At 54.1% G+C, this 18,622-nt stretch carries 15 protein-coding genes; 13 read left to right on the top strand and 2 right to left on the bottom strand.

Going from position 1 to position 18,622, the window contains the following annotated elements:
* Positions 1-31 precede the first annotated feature (31 nt).
* The 5 genes from M8014_RS14645 (at position 32) to opgB (ending at position 4,926) form a co-directional block, all read left to right on the top strand.
* On the top strand, positions 32-460 hold the full coding sequence (locus M8014_RS14645) for an organic hydroperoxide resistance protein (protein ID WP_271283140.1): 429 nt from the start codon (positions 32-34) through the stop codon (positions 458-460).
* A gap of 103 nt (positions 461-563) precedes the next feature.
* A complete protein-coding gene (gene dnaT / locus M8014_RS14650; protein WP_271283141.1) occupies positions 564-1,109 on the top strand; it encodes a primosomal protein DnaT in 546 nt (181 codons plus the stop codon).
* On the top strand, positions 1,106-1,843 hold the full coding sequence (gene dnaC, locus M8014_RS14655) for a replicative helicase loader DnaC (protein WP_271283142.1): 738 nt from the start codon (positions 1,106-1,108) through the stop codon (positions 1,841-1,843). The genes dnaT and dnaC overlap by 4 nt, the downstream gene beginning before the upstream one ends.
* A gap of 82 nt (positions 1,844-1,925) precedes the next feature.
* The gene (locus M8014_RS14660) at positions 1,926-2,414 is read left to right on the top strand and encodes a YjjA family protein (protein WP_271283143.1); all 489 of its coding nucleotides are present in this window, start codon (positions 1,926-1,928) and stop codon (positions 2,412-2,414) included.
* A gap of 214 nt (positions 2,415-2,628) precedes the next feature.
* Positions 2,629-4,926 carry a phosphatidylglycerol--membrane-oligosaccharide glycerophosphotransferase gene (gene opgB, locus M8014_RS14665; RefSeq protein WP_271283144.1) on the top strand — a complete coding sequence of 766 codons (2,298 nt, stop codon included), beginning with the start codon at positions 2,629-2,631 and terminating at the stop codon, positions 4,924-4,926.
* A 45-nt stretch (positions 4,927-4,971) separates the two neighbouring features.
* On the opposite strand, the gene M8014_RS14670 is transcribed toward opgB, so the two are convergent.
* Positions 4,972-5,994: a zinc-binding alcohol dehydrogenase family protein gene (locus tag M8014_RS14670; protein WP_271283145.1), complete on the bottom strand. Its 1,023-nt coding sequence runs from the start codon at positions 5,992-5,994 to the stop codon at positions 4,972-4,974.
* Positions 5,995-6,140: 146 nt separating this feature from the next.
* Between M8014_RS14670 and M8014_RS14675 the strand changes: the two genes are divergently transcribed.
* Positions 6,141-7,055, top strand: coding sequence for a GntR family transcriptional regulator (locus tag M8014_RS14675; RefSeq protein ID WP_271283146.1), 915 nt, complete (start codon positions 6,141-6,143; stop codon positions 7,053-7,055).
* Positions 7,056-7,271: 216 nt separating this feature from the next.
* Positions 7,272-8,633, top strand: coding sequence for an MFS transporter (locus M8014_RS14680; RefSeq protein WP_271283147.1), 1,362 nt, complete (start codon positions 7,272-7,274; stop codon positions 8,631-8,633).
* Between the two features lie 48 nt (positions 8,634-8,681).
* Here M8014_RS14680 and tsr read toward each other — a convergent pair whose 3' ends face one another.
* The gene (tsr, locus tag M8014_RS14685) at positions 8,682-10,346 is read right to left on the bottom strand and encodes a methyl-accepting chemotaxis protein (RefSeq protein ID WP_271283148.1); all 1,665 of its coding nucleotides are present in this window, start codon (positions 10,344-10,346) and stop codon (positions 8,682-8,684) included.
* A gap of 688 nt (positions 10,347-11,034) precedes the next feature.
* Between tsr and M8014_RS14690 the strand changes: the two genes are divergently transcribed.
* From M8014_RS14690 to M8014_RS14715, 6 genes are all read left to right on the top strand, one after another.
* Positions 11,035-11,409, top strand: coding sequence for a hypothetical protein (locus tag M8014_RS14690; RefSeq protein WP_271283149.1), 375 nt, complete (start codon positions 11,035-11,037; stop codon positions 11,407-11,409).
* Between the two features lie 24 nt (positions 11,410-11,433).
* A complete protein-coding gene (locus tag M8014_RS14695; protein ID WP_271283150.1) occupies positions 11,434-13,185 on the top strand; it encodes a polysaccharide biosynthesis/export family protein in 1,752 nt (583 codons plus the stop codon).
* Positions 13,186-13,238: 53 nt separating this feature from the next.
* The gene (locus M8014_RS14700; protein WP_271283151.1) at positions 13,239-14,039 is read left to right on the top strand and encodes an ABC transporter permease; all 801 of its coding nucleotides are present in this window, start codon (positions 13,239-13,241) and stop codon (positions 14,037-14,039) included.
* Positions 14,040-14,049: 10 nt separating this feature from the next.
* The gene (locus M8014_RS14705) at positions 14,050-14,700 is read left to right on the top strand and encodes an ABC transporter ATP-binding protein (protein WP_271283152.1); all 651 of its coding nucleotides are present in this window, start codon (positions 14,050-14,052) and stop codon (positions 14,698-14,700) included.
* Between the two features lie 11 nt (positions 14,701-14,711).
* Positions 14,712-15,914 (top strand): sugar transporter, encoded by a 1,203-nt coding sequence (locus M8014_RS14710; protein ID WP_271283153.1) that lies wholly within the window; start codon positions 14,712-14,714, stop codon positions 15,912-15,914.
* Between the two features lie 94 nt (positions 15,915-16,008).
* A complete protein-coding gene (locus M8014_RS14715) occupies positions 16,009-18,621 on the top strand; it encodes a class I SAM-dependent methyltransferase (protein WP_271283154.1) in 2,613 nt (870 codons plus the stop codon).
* The last annotated feature ends 1 nt before the right edge of the window (position 18,622 follow it).

An 18,622-nucleotide genomic window follows, 5' to 3' on the forward strand; every position in this document is an offset into this window, starting at 1 on the left:
TCGTACACAACCGTAAAATAAGGAATCCACCATGTCTCTAGATAACGTTGTCTATACCGCCAAAGCCAAAGCCACCGGGGGCCGTGATGGCCGCGCCACCTCGTCAGACGGCGTGCTGGATGTCAAACTGGGCGTGCCCAAAGAGATGGGCGGGGCGGGCGGTGAGGTCACCAACCCGGAACAGCTGTTTGCCGCAGGCTACTCGGCCTGTTTCCTGGGGGCGATGAAGTTTGTTGCCGGACGCGACAACATCAGCATGCCGAAAGACGCGTTTATCGAAGGCGAAGTCGGGATCGGCCCGCTGCCAACCGGATTTGGTATCGAAGCGAAGCTGAATATTCACCTGCCGGGGATGGACGCCGCCGAGGCGAAAAAGCTGGTCGATGCGGCTCACATTGTCTGCCCTTACTCCAACGCTACCCGCAACAATATTGATGTGACGCTGAACATTATCGCGTAACGTGCCGGGGGCAGAGAGAGGGGATCAGATCCCTGCCTGCCCCCTCCTCTCTGTGCTACCATAAGCCCATATCTCGTCCGCAGTAATCCAGTAGAGAAGTGTTATGTCCTCCAGAATCCTGACCACCAGCATTGCTGGCATTGATGCCTTTATGCGCGATCCCCGCAGCGTGCTGGCGAATGCTGAAGGCGGTACTGTTGCCGTGTTCGCCGACAACGCCCCGGCTTTTTATGCGATTACCCCGCAACGCCTGGCCCAGCTGCTGGAGACCGAAGCGCGGCTCACGCGTCCGGCCAGCGATGTCGCTCTGGATACACAGTTTTTCGACGAGCCGACCAACATGCCCGTTGCTGTCCCGATGGGTAAATTCGCCATGTATGCAGGCTGGCAGCCGGACGCGGATTTTCAGCGTCAGGCGGCGCTGTGGGGCATTGCCCTCACCCAGCCTGTCGCCCCGGAAGAGCTGGCCGCCTTCACCGCCTACTGGCAGGCCGAAGGAAAAGTCTTCCACCACGTTCAGTGGCAGCAGAAGCTGGCGCGCAGCGTGCAGATCAACCGGGCCAGCAGCGGCGGGCAACAAAAACGCGATGTGAATTCATTTTCAGAACCGGATAAACAGATCCCCAACGGATTCCGAGGTGCCAAATGAAAGAGTTCGGCGAACTGATGAAGCGTTTGCAGAAGATGATGCCGGCCAACGTGAAGCCGGCCTTTACCACTGGCGAAGAGCTGCTGGCATGGCAAAAAGAGCAGGGTGAGATCCGCGCTGCGGCGCTGGCCCGGGAAAACCGCGCCATGAAGATGCAGCGCACCTTTAACCGCTCCGGGATCCGTCCCCTGCATCAAAACTGTTCTTTCGATAATTACAAAGTCGAGAGCCAGGGCCAGCTGAAAGCCCTGAACCTGGCGCGCCAGTACGTAGAAGAGTTCGACGGCAACATCGCCAGCTTTATCTTCAGCGGCAAGCCGGGAACCGGTAAAAACCATCTCGCGGCAGCCATCTGCAACGAACTGCTGCTGCGCGGAAAATCCGTGTTGATTATCACCGTCGCCGACATTATGTCCGCCATGAAAGACACCTTCAGCAACCGTGAAACCAGCGAAGAGCAGCTGTTGAACGATCTGAGTAACGTCGACCTGCTGGTGATTGACGAGATCGGTGTCCAGACCGAATCCCGCTATGAAAAAGTGATCATCAACCAGATTGTCGATCGCCGCTCCTCCTCGAAGCGCCCCACCGGTATGCTCACCAACCACAATGTGGATGAGATGACCCGTCTGCTGGGCGAGCGTGTAATGGACCGCATGAAGCTCGGTAACAGCCTGTATGTGATTTTTGACTGGGAAAGTTTCCGCAGCCGCGTTACCGGCAAAGAGTATTAGGATTTTACCCCTGAAAGGGCGCTGCGGCGGGGCGTATACTGGCCGCACTTCCGCCCCTGCGGGCAACTGATGAGTAGCGTCCATGAAAACACAATTCCTTCTTAGCTCAGCATTGAGCGCCCTGCTAGTAATGGGTACCGCGCACGCGGCATCCTGGCAGGAGTCACTCTCCAGCGCCGCCAACCAGCTCAGCACCGGCAGTACCTCCACCCAGAGCGGCGGTCTGTCGATGTCGGCCCTCACCGGCCTGCTGAACAGCGGCACCTCGTCGCTGAGCGCCAGCAACATGAATAACGCCGCCGGGATCCTTGAGTACTGCGCTAAAGAGAAGCTGGCCTCCATGACCGATGCCACCACTATTAAAAATCAGGTGCTGGGGAAACTGGGGCTTGATACTCCGCAAGAGCAGCAGCAGGACACCAACTATCTGGAAGGGATCCAGGGTCTGCTGAATGCCGACAACGGCCAACAGCTGAATCTGGAGACCATCGGCAATTCGCCGCTGGCCAAACAGGTCAAAACCAAAGCCTGTGATTTTGTCCTCAAACAGGGACTGAGCTTTATCTCCTGATCCCCTTAAGACGCCGCGCAATTGCCGTGGCGTCTGCCTCCTGGGGGGAAACGCGACGCCCGTCAAACCTTGCTATTTCTAAACCAAATCCTAACAACAGCACAATCTGGTAACACTACAATTGCAGCTAAATGGCAACGCCATTACATTGTATGACCCCAAAATTAAACGATGAGCCCGCACTCAAGCGGCTGCGTGTGTTGAGGATAAGCTGTTGTCCGAGTTTATTTCTGTTGCCCTGTTTCTTGCCTCGGTGGTGATTTACGCCCGCAAAGCCGGTCGTAACACCTGGTGGTTTGCCGTCACGCTGCTGGTGCTGGGGCTTTTTGTCGTCTTAAACATTACCCTGTACGCCAGCGACTACTTTACCGGCGACGGCATCAACGACGCGGTGCTTTATACCCTGACCAACAGCCTGACCGGCGCAGGTGTGAGTAAGTACATACTTCCTGGTGTGGGCGTGGTGGTGGCGCTGGTTGCCGTGTTCGGCCTGCTGGGCTGGATCCTGCGCCGTCGCCGTCATCATCCGCATCACCTCGGCTACAGTCTGCTGGCCCTGATGCTGGCCCTGGGGTCGGTGGATGCCAGCCCGGCGTTTCATCAGATCACCGAGCTGGTGAAATCTCAGTCGCGCGATGGCGATCCGGACTTCACGGCATATTACAAAGAGCCGGGCAAAACCATTCCGAACCCGAAGCTCAATCTCGTCTATATCTATGGCGAAAGCCTCGAGCGCACCTACTTCGATAACGACGCCTTCCCGGATCTCGCCCCGGAGCTGGGCGCGCTTAAAAACGAAGGGATCGATTTCAGCCACACCGCGCAGCTGCCCGGCACCGATTATACCATCGCCGGCATGGTTGCCTCCCAGTGCGGTATCCCGCTGTTCGCCCCGTTTGAAGGCAACGCCTCCGCGTCGGTCTCCAGCTTCTTCCCGCAGAATATCTGTCTTGGCGATATCCTGAAAAACTCCGGCTACCAGAATTACTTTGTGCAGGGCGCTAATCTGCGCTTCGCCGGGAAAGACGTGTTCCTGCAGTCCCACGGTTTCGACCATCTGTACGGTGCCGAGGAGTTAAAAACCACGGTTGCGGACCCGACTTACCGCAACGACTGGGGCTTCTATGACGATACGGTGCTGGACGAAACCTGGAAAAAGTTCGAACAACTGTCCCAGTCCGGTCAACGCTTTTCGCTCTTTGCCCTGACCGTCGATACCCATCACCCGGACGGGTTTATCTCTCGCACCTGCCAGCGTAAAAGCTACGAAATCAACGGCAAACCGAACCAGTCTTTTAGCGCTGTCGGCTGCAGTCAGGAGCATATCGCGGCGCTAATCGAGAAAATCAAAGCCTCGCCGTACTATAAAAACACGGTGATCGTGGTCTCGTCGGACCATCTGGCGATGAAAAACAGCGCCTGGGATGCGCTGAACAAGCGCGATCGCAGCAACCTGTTCTTTGTCCTGCGCGGCGATAAGCCTCAGCAGGAGGTGATGGCGGTGAAGCGCAACACCATGGATAACGGCGCGACGGTGCTGGATATCCTCGGCGGGGATAACTTTATTGGCCTCGGTCGCAGCAGCCTCTCCGGGCAGTCGCTGTCGGAAGTGTTCCTCAACATGAAGGAAAAAGTGCTGGCGTGGAAACCGGACGTTATCCGCCTGTGGAATTTCCCGAAAGAGCTGAAAGACTTCACCATCGACAGCCAGAAAAACATGATGGCCTTCTCCGGCAGCCATTTCCGCCTGCCGCTGCTGCTACGCGTATCCGATAAGCGGGTTGAACCGCTGCCGGAAAGTGAATACTCCGCGCCGCTGCGCTACCAGCTGGCCGACTTTGCCCCGCGGGATAATTTCGTCTGGGTCGATCGCTGCTACAAGATGGGCCAGCTGTGGTCGAAGCCTCTGTCGCTCTCTACCGACTGGTGCGTTTCGCAGGGGCAACTGGGCGGCGAGCAGACCGTACAGCGCGTGGATAAAGCGCAGTGGAAAGGCAAAACCGCGTTTAAAGACACTGTTATCAGTACCGACCGCTATCAGCGCAACGTCGAGATGCTGAAAGTGGCCGATAACAATATTCGCTATAAAGCCGACAGCTTTGTCTTTAACGTGGCCGGTGCGCCGGAAGAGGTGAAGGAGTTCAGCGGTATCTCCCGGCCGGAAAGCTGGGGACGCTGGTCTAACGCTCAGCTTGGTGACGAGGTGAAGATCGAATACGCCCAGCCGCTCCCGGCGAAGTTTGACCTGGTGATCACCGCCAAAGCCTGGGGGCCGAATGCCAACCAGCCCATCCCGGTGCGCGTCGGCGATAAAGAGCAAATCCTGACGCTGGGTAATGACGTGACCACCACCACGCTGCATTTCGATAATCCGTCGCACAGCAGCACGCTGGTGATTGTGCCCCCGGCGCCGGAATCCACCAACGAGGGCAATATCCTCGGCCATTCTCCGCGTCAGTTGGGGATCGGCATGGTGGAGATCAAAGTCATCAGCGCCGAAGGCGAGTCGTAATAAAAAAACAGCGCCCAACAAAGCCCCGGGCGCTGTATGGCAACCTTAAAACGCAATCACACCTTTAATCAGCCCGCGGTTATTGATCACCTCGGGCTCGTACACCTCCGCCAGCTCGCGAAACGCATAGCGGTGCGTCAGCATCATACTGGCGTTCAGTTTGCCCTCGGCCATCAGTCGCCCGACTTTGGCAAAATCTTCTCCCGTGGCGTTGCGGCTGCCCATCAGGGTGGTCTCTTTTTTGTGAAACTCCGGGTCGGAGATCTGCAGCTCGCCCTTATGCAGACCGACAAAGACGATTACCCCGCCGTGACGGATCAGGTTGACGGTATTGTTCATCGCCTGCGGATTGCCGGTGGCATCAATTACTTTTTGCGCCAGCGCCCCGCCGAACTGCGCTCTGAGTTGATCCGTAAAGTCCGCCGCGGACGGATCCAGCGCGGTCACGCCCAGGCAGTGTTGGACATGCTCGCGCCGGGCGGGACTGGTGTCCGCCACCACCACGCTGGCCCCGTCGGCGTGGGCAATTGCCGCCGCCCCCAGGCCAATCGGCCCCGCCCCTACCACCAGCAGCTTATCGCCAGGCTGGATGGCGGCCCGACGCACCGCGTGGGCGCTGATGGCGAACGGCTCAATCAGCGCGGCAGCTTCTGGATCGATGCCGTCGGCAGGCAGCAGGTTGCTGACCGGCACCGACAGATACTCACTGAACCCGCCGTCCTGATGCACGCCGATCACCGAGATGGCTTCGCAGCAGTTGGTTTTGCCGCTCAGACAGGCCGGACACTGCTGACAGGCGACGTAGGGAATAACCGCCACCTGCTGCCCTTGCCGCAGCGTCTGAATATTTTTGCCGAGACCAACCACCTCGCCACATATTTCATGCCCAAGCACCCGGGGATAATTAAAAAAAGGTTGATTGCCGCCCCAGGCATGTATATCGGTGCCACAAATACCGACCGTTTTTATTTTTATCAGCGCTTCGTTCTCTTTCGGGGCGGGGATATCACGCGTCGTCCAGATCAGTTTTTTCGGTTCCTGGCACACCAGCGCATTCATCGTCGTCATTTTTTCGCTCTCCTGTTCTTTAGTGGTTTCAGATATTGATGAAAATGCGAAATAACGGGCGGGCAAAAACAGAAATTGTGAATCGCCGCGCATAAAGCCGTTTTAAATACGGTTTTAATGCCCTGAACTGGTCATAAGGAACCGCCATGAGCCGCTCGCAAAACTTGCGTCATAACGTCATTAACCAGGTCATCGACGATATGTCCCGGGGGCACATCCCCTCGCCGCTGCCGTCGCAAAGCGCGCTGGCGGAGATGTACAACATCAGCCGCACCACCGTGCGCCATATTCTGGCCCACCTGTGCGATTGCGGGGTGCTGACCCGGGTGAACAGTGATTACGTGATTGACCGCAAGCCCGACCTCGATGACGGTTTTACCTGCGAAATCGCCCCGCTGGCCGAGCAAACCCGGCTGTTCGAGCAGAGCTTTCTCACCATGATCAACCAGCGTGTGCTGCGCGCCGGAGAGGCGTTTTCCGAGCTGGAGCTGGCCCGTGCGGCGGGCGTCAGCCCTGTGGTGGTAAGGGAGTACTTACTTAAATTCAGCCGCTACAACCTGATCGAGAGCGAAAAGCGCGGTCAGTGGCGGATGAAGCAGTTCGACCAGTCGTGGGCCGAGCAGCTGTTTGAGCTGCGCGAAATGCTCGAAACCCACGCCCTGCAGCATTTTCTGAACCTGCCCGACAGCGACCCGCGCTGGCTGCAGGCCAAAACCCTGCTCGAGGAGCACCGCGCCCTGCGCGACAGCATCGGCGACAGCTTTCGCAAGTTCTCCCGGCTGGATCGCGACTTCCATTCCCTGCTGCTCTCCGCCGCCAACAACATCTTTTTCAACCAGTCGCTGGAGATCATCTCGTTTATCTTCCACTTCCACTACCAGTGGGACGAGAGCGACCTGAAGCAGCGCAATATCATCGCCATCGACGAGCACATGACGATCCTCAGCGCGCTTATCTGCCGCAGCGATCTGGATGCCAATCTGGCGATGCGTAACCACCTTCACACCGCCAAGCAGTCGATGATCCGCTCCATTAAACAGAGCGCGACGGTGTTTTATTAAGTACCGATTAAAAACAGCAAATCTGTACCCACTGCACGCTTCCGCCATCTGCCTCACGCGGGAAAATTAAGCCTGCCTATGCTCACGAGGAGTCGACTTATTCGTTGTTATTCGTGAGCGGTGATGCGTTGTTTTATTCCATCACTAATCGTTATTGATATTTCTCTAATAAAACAAAAAAAGAGAAATAACCCGACAATAATTCAGGAGTCCGGCGTGGAAAAAAGCAATATAACCCTCGACCCGCAGACCACTTTTGACAGAGAAAACGCACCCGTTATTTCCGTGCCGCCAGACGGTGCCCTTGAACGTTCGCCGCGTATTAAACGCATTCAGACCACGGCAATGTTGTTATTATTTTTTGCTGCGGTGATTAATTATCTCGACCGCAGCTCGCTGTCGGTGGCGAATTTAACCATCCGTCAGGAGCTGGGGCTGAGCGCCACCGAGATCGGCGCCCTGCTGTCGGTGTTCTCACTGGCGTACGGTATTGCACAGCTGCCCTGCGGCCCGCTGCTCGATCGCAAAGGCCCGCGCCTGATGCTGGGGATCGGGATGTTTTTCTGGTCGCTGTTCCAGGCGATGTCCGGCATGGTGCATACCTTCACTCAGTTCGTGCTGGTGCGTATCGGAATGGGGATTGGTGAAGCGCCAATGAACCCGTGCGGTGTAAAGGTGATCAACGACTGGTTCAACATTAAAGAGCGCGGCCGTCCGATGGGCATTTTCAATGCCGCCTCGACCATTGGCGTGGCGCTGAGTCCGCCGCTGCTGGCAGCAATGATGCTGGTGATGGGCTGGCGCGGGATGTTTATCACCATCGGCGTGCTCGGTATCTTCCTCGCCATTGGCTGGTACATGCTCTACCGCAACCGCGAAGAGCTTGCACTGAGCGGCGTTGAGCAGGCCTATCTGAACGCAGGCAGCGTCAACGCCCGCCGCGACCCGTTAAGCTTTGCCGAATGGCGCAGCCTGTTCCGCAACCGCACCATGTGGGGAATGATGCTTGGCTTTAGCGGCATCAACTACACCGCCTGGCTGTATCTGGCCTGGCTGCCGGGGTATCTGCAGACGGCATATAACCTGGATCTCAAAAGCACCGGTCTGATGGCGGCGATCCCGTTCCTGTTTGGTGCGGCGGGGATGTTAGTGAATGGCTTTACGACGGATGCGCTGGTTAAACGCGGGATGGCGCCGGTACGCAGCCGCAAGCTGTGTATTATCAGCGGAATGTTGTGTTCTGCGGCCTTTACCTTTGTGGTGCCAGAGGCCACGACGGCGATGAGTGCGGTACTGCTGATTGGGATGGCGCTGTTCTGCATCCACTTTGCGGGGACGTCCTGCTGGGGGCTGATCCACGTGGCCGTGGCATCGCGCATGACCGCCTCGGTGGGCAGCATTCAAAACTTCGCCAGTTTTATCTGCGCCTCGTTTGCGCCGATTGTGACCGGTTTTATCGTCGACACCACCCACTCGTTCCGCCTGGCGCTGATCATCTGCGGCTGCGTCACGGCACTGGGGGCGCTGGCGTACATTTTCCTGGTACGTCAGCCGATCAGCGATCCGCGCCAACAGTAAACACCCAGGGAATTGCCGGGCGGCACTTCACCACCCGGCAGATTTACATCAGAAGGTTTCCCAGTTATCGCCTGAGTCGGTTGCCGGCGTTTTACGTCCCATCACCGGTGTCACAACGGTTTTTGCTACCGTGTGCGCACGCGCTTTCTGCTGATCCTGCTGAATACGGAACACCGCCACCGCCTGGGTCAGACGGCTCGCTTGCTCTTCCAGGGCTGCCGCTGCCGCAGCGGACTCTTCCACCAGCGAGGCGTTCTGCTGCGTTACGCGATCCATCTCGGCCACCGCCAGACCGACCTGGTCAATACCGCGGCTCTGCTCATCAGACGCAGAGGCAATTTCGCCCATGATGTCGGTCACGCGGGTCACCGCGCTGACGATTTCGCCCATGGTTTCACCGGCGCTTTCGACCAGGGTAGACCCCAGCTCGACGCGACCGACGGAGTCTTCAATCAGGCTCTTGATCTCGCGTGCCGCCTGGGCGCTACGCTGCGCCAGGTTACGCACTTCGCCCGCGACCACCGCAAAACCACGACCCTGTTCACCGGCACGCGCCGCTTCTACCGCTGCGTTCAGCGCCAGGATGTTGGTCTGGAAGGCAATGCCGTCAATGACGCTGATGATGTCAGCGATTTTCTGCGAACTGCCGGCGATGTCACGCATGGTCTGCACCACGTTATCCACCACTTTCCCGCCCTTCTGCGCGGTTTCTGACGCGCTCAGCGCCAGATGGCTCGCCTGACGGGCGTTTTCGGCGTTCTGCTTCACGGTGGCGGTCAGCTCTTCCATGCTGGCTGCGGTCTCTTCCAGCGAGGCCGCCTGCTGCTCGGTACGCGAAGAGAGATCGTTGTTGCCCATCGAGATTTCGCTCGCGCCGCTGTAGATGGCATTCGCACCATTACGCACGTCGCCGACGGTACGCATCAGTTCACTCTGCATATGACGCAGCGTGTCGGCCAGCTGGCCCATCTCGTTGGAACCTTCCACCTCGATGCGCTTCACCAGGTCGCCGCTGGCGATATGGCGAATGCTGTCGACCAGGCGGTTCAGCGGGGAGATCAACGTCTGACGGATACCCAGCCAGACGCCGACAATCACCACCAGCACCAGGATCAGAATGCTGATCAGCACCCAGATGGCCTGACTGTAAGAGCTGTTGCTGTCGTCGACGGCGGTCTGGTACAGGCGGTCGTTCTGCTGCAGATAGTTTACGTACTGCTTCTCAAAGCCGTCCTGGAAGCTCTGGGTCGGCTGATCGAAGAACTCATTGATCTTGCCTGCACCCAGCAGCTGGATCAGTTCCGCCAGCGCGCCATGGTAGATATCGTAGTTACGTTTGATTTCCAGCGCGGCGCTTTCGCTCTGACGCGCATCGCGCGGCAGGGCTTCGTACTCCACCCAGTTTTTCTCCGCCTGCTTCAGGGAGACCGTCGCAATCTGCATCAGTTCATTGACGGTGGCACCGCTACCGATATTGTTCTGATCCATCATGTAGCGGATACCCGCACGGTTCAGGGTATTACGGGTTTGCAGCAACGCCACCCAGCTGCCGTTAAGCGTGGATTGTTGCTGGCGAATGGTTTGCAGAACGGTGAAGTTTTCTTTGTCGTGCTTCAGAGCGTTAAAGAAAAGACCACCGGATGTGAGCTGTAATAGGCCAAAAATAACCAGGACCAGCAATAAGCTGGTAACAATTTTTATACGATTTAACATGTTTTCTCTTTCCCACCAGACAGGTACAGAATTTTCGGCCTGGAAAGCAAAAACTTTACGAAAATCGTACTGATAATGACCCGGATCGCCTCTTTATTGTGCCTGTAACAAGCATATGAATGATGTGGTCTTCTGAGCGCAATGGGATTAACAAAACACGCCCCATTTCCGCTTGCGCCAATCGCACAAAAATCGACCAATTAACAGCCTTAATCGGTCGATTGCGACGGCTGATAATTATTCTTTTTCAACTCTATCTATATGAAACAATCACTAACGGAAACTAGTGCTAATAATATGCTTTTAGTAAACCCCCCAGAGTTAATAGCCTTTCGGATTTTTCCCCTTTTTCATATGAATTTTCTATCGAATTGGAATGACATAATCTTTGAATTTATGTAATCTTCCGCGCACATAACATTTTCGTGAATAATTAAAAAACAATTTAGTGGTTTACTGAATAGTATTTTTATGGCAGACCCTAAAGCAAACTGAACGATTTTTAACCGGAATTGTCATTTTCCGTGCGGTAGCCTACCCTTTTTTTGACCTTTTTTGCTTCACTTCCTCAGCATACTGCTTTGCGCTTTACCTCTCTGGTCCACTCTTTGGGCAATATAATCCGTCGGGCACCCTCGTGTTTTTATATTTGCATGCCTGGTTTTGAATACATGGAAAATATTTACAAATGAACAACGCCGTCCGACTTCTGGTGATTTCGCTCGCTATCACGCTTAGCGGTTGCGCATATTCCCCCAAGCAGGTTGAAGCCTCACGCCCGCTTGTTGAACAGGCCGCTTCCACCGACCTCCAGGCCATGTCTGCAAATCTGCAACAGCCTCTGAACACGTTGCCGATGGGCGCTGCAATCAGCGCCAATGGCACCACCTTTACTGTTGGCCAACGCTATGTCTCCGCCCTTGGGCTGGAGTGCGTCGAGCTGCTGCAGAAACGTAGCTACAGTCAGTCCCAGCAGGGCGTCACCTGCAAGAACGGCGAGACGTGGTATCTGATCCCACAACTGGGCCAGGCCACTGCCAGCAACCTGCTTGCCGCGTACTAATTGAAGAGAACTGTTGTGAACATAATGAAATTTCGGCAATTGCCCGCGATCCTGCTGCTGGCCTGCTTCTCCTGCTCCTCTTTTGCCGCCCCGACCGCAGAACAGGCGCAATCCTTTGGCTTTAACGCCCCCGCGGATGACAATACCCGACCCCAGCTTGGCGCGCAGTCAACCTTAAGCGGCGAGGCCAACACGTCTTCCGTCACCGGCACCTTTGCCCAGCAAAATCGACAGGGCATGCTGCTGCCGGGCGAGTCCGACGTGCGTAAACTGCTGCCACAGTCTGAATCCGGCCTGCCGCCACCGTACGGCGCCAACCTGTTTGCCGGTGGCTACGAAACCGAGCGCAGCGACGGACTGAATGACAATTACCTGATTGCCCCCGGCGATAAGCTGAATATCTGGATTTGGGGTGCGGTCAATTTCTCTAACGTGGTCACGGTCGATAATCAGGGGAATATTTTTATTCCTGACGTAGGACCGATTAATGTCAAGAATGTGGCCGCCAGCAAAGTGAATAATCTGGTTACCAGCCACATCAGCGAAGTGTTTACGAATAATGTTAATGTTTACGTAAATTTACTTACCGCCACACCAGTGAGTGTATTTGTCACCGGACCGGTGATCCGCCCAGGGCAATATGCCGGGCAATCGTCCGACAGCGTGCTCTATTTTCTGAAGCGCGCAGGCGGTATTGACTCCGATCGCGGCAGCTATCGCCATATTAAGGTGCTGCGTCAGAACCGGGTGATCCAGCAGATCGACCTGTATGCCTTTATGCAGCAGGGCAAAATGCCGAAGCTGTCCCTGAAAGATCAGGATGTGATTCTGGTCGAGCCGCAGGGACCGATGATTAACGTTGCCGGTAAAGTACGTAACCCGTTCCGCTTCGAGTTAAAAGCCAACAACACCCAGGCCTCTGAGCTTATCGACTATGCCCTGCCGCTTGCCAAGGTGAGCCACGTGGGCGTGATTGGCGATCGCCCTTCCGGCCCGTTCTCGGTGTATATGCCGTACAAAGACTTTGCCAACATCCAGCTGAGCGATGGCGATAAGGTTCTGTTTAACGACGACATGCACGCGCAGGTTTATGATGTGCAGGTGATGGGCAGCTACCGTGGGCCGTCTTACTTCACAGTGCGTAAAGATACCCGTCTGCACGAGCTGCTTAATCACATTCCGATTGATCCAAAACTGGCGGATTACGGCTCGATCTACATCATGCGTAAGAGCGTGGCCGCCCGGCAGAAAGAGATGCTGGACGATTCCCTGAACCGTCTGGAGCGCAGCGTGTTTACCGCACCGGCAAATTCCGATGGCGAAGCGACCATTCGCTCGAAAGAAGCCGAGCTGGTGATGCGCTTTGTGGAAAAGGCCCGCAAGATCCAGCCGCTGGGTAAAGTGGTGGTCTCCGATAAGGGCGTGATTGCCAATATCCTGCTGGAACAGGGCGACCAGATTGTGATCCCGAACAAGACCGACCTGATTCAGGTGGGTGGCGAAGTGATGATGCCGCAGGCCGTGGTCTACAACGAAGGCGCCAAACTTGACGACTACGTAGCCTGGGCGGGCGGCTTTACCGAGCGCGCGAACGACCAGCGCATTGCGGTGGTGCATGCCAACGGGCTGATGGAGTTTAAAGACCAGGGAAGCGTAATGCCGGGCGATCAGATTCTGGTTATGCCGAAAATTGACAGCAAAATGATGCAGTCGATCAAAGACATTACCCAGGTGGTCTATCAGATTGCCGTGGCGGCCAACGTGGTCCTGAATTAACCCTCAAAGACAGGCTCGCCTGCGGGTGAGCCTGACTACGGTAACGACTTTCCATGCTTAAACCCATTCTTAATCAAACGCCTCGCAGCCCGTTCCAGGTGCTGCGCGATGTGACGTTTGGCCTGCTTATTCGCGAGTTAAAAACCCGGTTTGGTAGTTATCGGCTGGGGTATGCCTGGGCGCTGTTGGATCCGCTGTTGATGATTAGCCTGTTTAGTGTCGTCTTTGGGATGCGCAGTCAGAGCGGTTTTGGCGGTGTACCTGTGCAGGTATTTATTACGGCGGGTTATCTGCCCTACATGTTTTTCAACAAGGTAGTAAGCCAGCTAAAATCTGCAGTAGGTGCCAACATGGGATTGTTTTGCTATCGGCAAGTGACCCCTTTCGCCACTTTTATCGCCCGTTTTATCCTCGAAGCGATCATTGGGTTGGTGGTGGGCTGCATTCTGGTATTGGGGCTTCTATGGTTTGGTTTTGATGCCATTCCCAGCGATCCTTTAGAAGTGGTTCTTATCTATTTCTTGTTGATGATCTTTTCATTTTCATTAGGCATCGTTTTTTGCGTACTGGGTAGCTTGTTTAAAGAAGCCAATAAGTTCCTCGATTTGTTAATGATGCCGTTGATGTTTATCTCCTGCGTAATGTACCCCCTCGCAACCGTACCATCGCAATTTCAACATTGGTTTTTATGGAACCCATTGGTACACGCTATTGAGCTAATCCGCTCTGGCTGGATTGCAGGTTATGTCAGCCCGAATGTCAGCTGGGTGTATTTGTCCAGTGTCACATTGGTACTGCTAACGTTTGCGATGAGCTGCTACCGACTGAGCCATCGTCGCCTGATTGCGAGCTAAGCCTGAAAACATGATCATTCTGGATAATGTCTCGAAATATTACCCCACCAAATTTGGTCGAAATTATGTTCTGCGTGATGTGAGCATTACTCTGCCCCGCGATCGTAATATCGGTATTTTAGGTGCCAACGGGGCAGGTAAATCTACCCTGCTGCGTATGCTGGGTGGGATGGATACACCTAGTAAAGGAAAAGTCACTCGACTTTGCCGCGTCTCCTGGCCTCTCGCGCTGGGGGGGGGGTTTCAGGGAAGTATGACCGGACGGGAGAACACCCGCTTTGTCTGCCGTATCCATGGCGTACGTGACACCCAGGCCATTGAGGAATGGGTGAAAGAGTTCTCTGAAATTGGCCAACATTTTGAGCTGCCGATAAAAGCTTACTCCAGTGGTATGAAATCAAAATTCTCTTTTGCCGTCAGTATGGCTTTTGATTTTGAAATTTATCTCACCGATGAAATCACTTCGGTGGGCGACGCCCGCTTTAAGCAAAAATGCATTGATGTCTTTACTCAAAAGCGCGAGACCGCCAGCCTGATTATGGTCTCGCACGATATGAAGAATTTACGTCAGCAATGCGACATGGGAATTGTGCTGCGTAACAGTACCCTCGAGATGTTCGACGATATCGAAGACGCGATCCGCATTTATCAGAACTTATAAAAAGCTAAAATATGATCCAGCCAATCCGCTCCAATAAATCCTCTAATTTGATGCGCAAGCTGCACAAATTAAAAACCAAACCTAAACATTTTATAGTCGACTCAAGCGGCTATAAGCTCGCCCACCGCTCATGGAAACAGAGCCTAAAACTCGGCAGTTTCCAGTGGGTGGTGGCCGCCTTTGCAATCGCCGTGATCTATTTCGGTTTTATTGCCTCAGACCGCTACGTCAGCCGGGCAGAACTCGTGGTTAAGCAAGCCGACCAGATCAAAATGCTTCCCGATGCCCTATCGATGCTTGGGTTGGGCGGCAATAACCATCAGGATATGCTGCTAATTCAGGACTACCTTAAATCGGCTGATCTGCTCAACAAACTGGATAAAGAGCTGGGGCTGAAGGCCCATTACCAAAGCCATAACGTGGACTACTTCTCGCGCCTGCCGGACAACGTCAGTCGGGAAGAGTTTCTTAAATACTACCGCGAGCACCTGACCTTACGTTTGGATGATATTTCCGGCGTACTGACTATTGAAGTCCAAGCATTCGATCCTGCCTATGGTCAACGGGTTGTCGGTATGATGCTTAAAGAATCGGAAGGCTTTATCAATAAACTGGGCCATCAGGTGGCGCTTGAGCAGCTGGCGTTTGTAGAAAAAGAGGTCGACCGTGCATATCAACGCGTGCAGACCGAAAAAGCTAAAGTGTTGGAGTTCCAAAATATCCATCATCTAATCAGCCCAGAATCGTCCAGTAAGACCCGTATGGGGTTGGTCAGCCAGATTGAAGGAGAGCTGGCACGCCAGCAGGCGCAATTAAAACAATTACAGAGTTATATGAGGGAAACTGCACCTGCAGTGATCTCCGTGCAGTCCCGGGTCGATGCCTTGACCCAGCAACTGGCCCAGGAGCAAGGGCAACTGACCGGTACAGATAAAGATGCGATGAACGAAATAACAGCCCGCTATATGGATGTGCAAACTCAAGCAACCCTGGCAGCCGATCTCTACAAAACAGGGCTAGTCAGCCTGGAACAAGCCAGAATAGAAGCGTACCGCAAACTGAAACACCTGCTGGTCATTAGCCAGCCGACACTCGCAGAAGATGCTGAATATCCACGCCGCCTCTATAACCTAGCCACTATCGGCGTACTGCTTTGCCTGCTATATGGCCTGATCGTGATGGGTCTGGCAACTCTGCGAGAGCATCAGGACTGACAGCTAACGTTTAGTACTACGTCCATTTTTAAAGTAGGCCCGCTCCGGGCCACTTTCGCTGACTTATACATTTATTACTGAAGGGATATCTTCCATGATCAGTCCACACAACAGCCATCCAGTGGCGCAACCCAACATCGACCTGGACTTTATTTTTCAACGCCCTATTTTTTGGCGTCCAACCTATATTACGCAGTCCGCGTGGCTAGAACATATTCCTTTTGCTTTCTGGCTGATGACCACTTTGCGCCCACGTAAAATTGTTGAGCTGGGTACCCATTATGGCAGCTCTTACTTTTCATTCTGCCAGGCAGTATCAAAGTTAGATCTGGAGACGCAGTGCTACGCGGTGGATACCTGGGGTGGAGACGAACACGCCGGTCTGTATGGCGAAGAGGTCTATCGCCAGGTTTCTGAACATAACCAGCAACACTACTCCAGCTTTTCAACACTCATTCGCAGTACATTCGACCAGGCGCTGGAGCGCTTCCCGCAGGGCAGTATTGATTTACTGCATATCGACGGCCTGCATACCCTTGAAGCGGTGCGCCACGACTTTGACAGCTGGTTACCTAAGCTCTCTGATAAAGCAGTGGTTATCATGCACGATACCAACGTGCGTGAACGCGGTTTTGGGGTGTTTCAGTTGTTGGATGAACTCAAGCAGCGTTATCCCCATTTTGAGTTTGTCCATGGTCATGGACTGGGTGTGATTGGTGTAGGCAGTGAGCAGCCCCCTGAGATGTTGAGTCTGTATGGTATTTCAGAAAATGCACATGCCACCAAGCAAGTACATGAAGTCTTCTCTCGCTTGGGTAAAGCCTGCGGTGACAGCTGGGAAAACGGCGAATTAAAGCGCCAGATGGCTGCACAGCAAAGCGACCTGCAGGCCGAAAACCAGCAGACAATGGAGCAACATGCTCTGGAAAGAGGTCGTCTGGCGGAGCGAATCACTGCCCAACATCACTCTCTTTCGGCTCTGCAAAGTGAACTTGAAAAGCTCAATGGACAAGCCGTTGAACTCGACGCTCAACAACAGCGTAGCAATTCACTCGCTTCTGAATTAGCACTGTGCCAACAACAGGTTGTTGAAGGCAAAACAGCGCTGGTTATATGTGAGCAGCAGCGCGACCAGAGTCTGGAAAGTCAGCACGCCCTGAAAAATGTACTGGAAGACACTCAGAAACAATTAACTCAAACAGCTGCAGAATGTGACCTGATTGCTCAGGAAAAGCAGGCTCTGTTCGAGCAAAAAACAGAGATGGATGAACACCAAAACGTGCAGCAGCAGTTGCTTCACGATCAAGCGCTAAGCCTGAACGAAGAGACTCAGCGTTCAGCTCAGCTGGCTCTCGCACTCAGTAAAAGTAACCTGGCACTAACTGAGCAATCCCGTCAGCTCGGCGTGCTACAGCAGCAGATTGATGAACAAGATATAGCCTTGTCTGTTGCCCGACAGCAGCAGAACGAAATGACCAAAGCACTTGCAAATAAAACGCAGGAAGCGACTCACTGGCAGGAGCAACAGCAGGCGCTGGCTGAAACTCATAATCAGCTTCAAATACAGTGTGACATCTTAACTACCAACCTGGAAGCAGGTCGGGTAGAGCTTGAGCAATACGAATCAACCAATCAAAGCCTTGCTAATGCATTAGATGCGCGTGCTGTCGAAGTCAATAATCTGAACCAGAAGCTGGCAGAAAGCGTACAGAAAAGTGAGCAACAGGGTGATGAGCTTGAGCAGGTACGTGGCCAGTTGTTGATTTTGCAACAGCAGCTGCAGGCAGAAAAGGTAGAGCACCAGCAGGAGCGTGAACATTTGTTGACCTCGCAACAGCAACTGCAAGCAGAGAAGGTAGAGCATCAGAAGGTACGTGACCAGTTAGCGACCCTGCAACAGAAATACCGTGCGGATCATTCTGAGCATGGTAAGCAGTTGAGCCAACTGAATCAAACACTGGATGAACGTTTTAATGAGTTAGCGATGTTGACCCGCTGGCTGGAAGAACGTGAACAGTCTCTGGCCGATGCTGAAAACGAAAAACAAAAACAACAAGAAGAGCATTACGCTTATCAGCAACTCTGGAAAGCTGAACAGGCTGAGATGGTAAAAAACCAGACAAACCTGCAACAGCAACTCACTGTAAGTCTGCAACAAGTAGCTCAACTCAACGCATATGTTAGTGAAATGGATAAGCACAGCGAAGAACTGGAAGCGAATGTTGCCGAGCGTTTTCATGAGCTTGCGGTCATGACACGCTACACCGAGCAACTGACCCGTGAGCTGCAACAGAAAGAACAGCAATTACAAAAAGCAAAAGATCGAGCGCAGAACCTGAAACAAACCGTCTCATGGAAACTGACCGCGCCTGTACGCGCGCTAGCACGCCCGTTCAAAGAAAGTCCAAAAAATACATCAATCAAAGCCGTGAGCAGTGCAGAACGTATCGCCATGTCTGGCTTGTTTGACGAACTCTGGTATCAGCATCGTTACCCAGAGGTTGCGGATTCTGGTCTTTCTGCTATCGAGCACTTTATGCAAGTTGGTTCCGATAAAGGTTATAGCCCGAGTGAATTATTTGATACGCGCTGGTATCTGCAAACTTATGCAGACGTGGCCGAGGGAACCATCAACCCGTTACTTCATTACATCCTGCACGGAAAGGCAGAGCAGCGTCATTGCCTGCCAGACAATATGAGAAAATAAC

This window comes from Silvania hatchlandensis (assembly GCF_025564065.1).
GTDB classification, from domain to species: Bacteria; Pseudomonadota; Gammaproteobacteria; order Enterobacterales; family Enterobacteriaceae; genus Enterobacter; species Enterobacter hatchlandensis.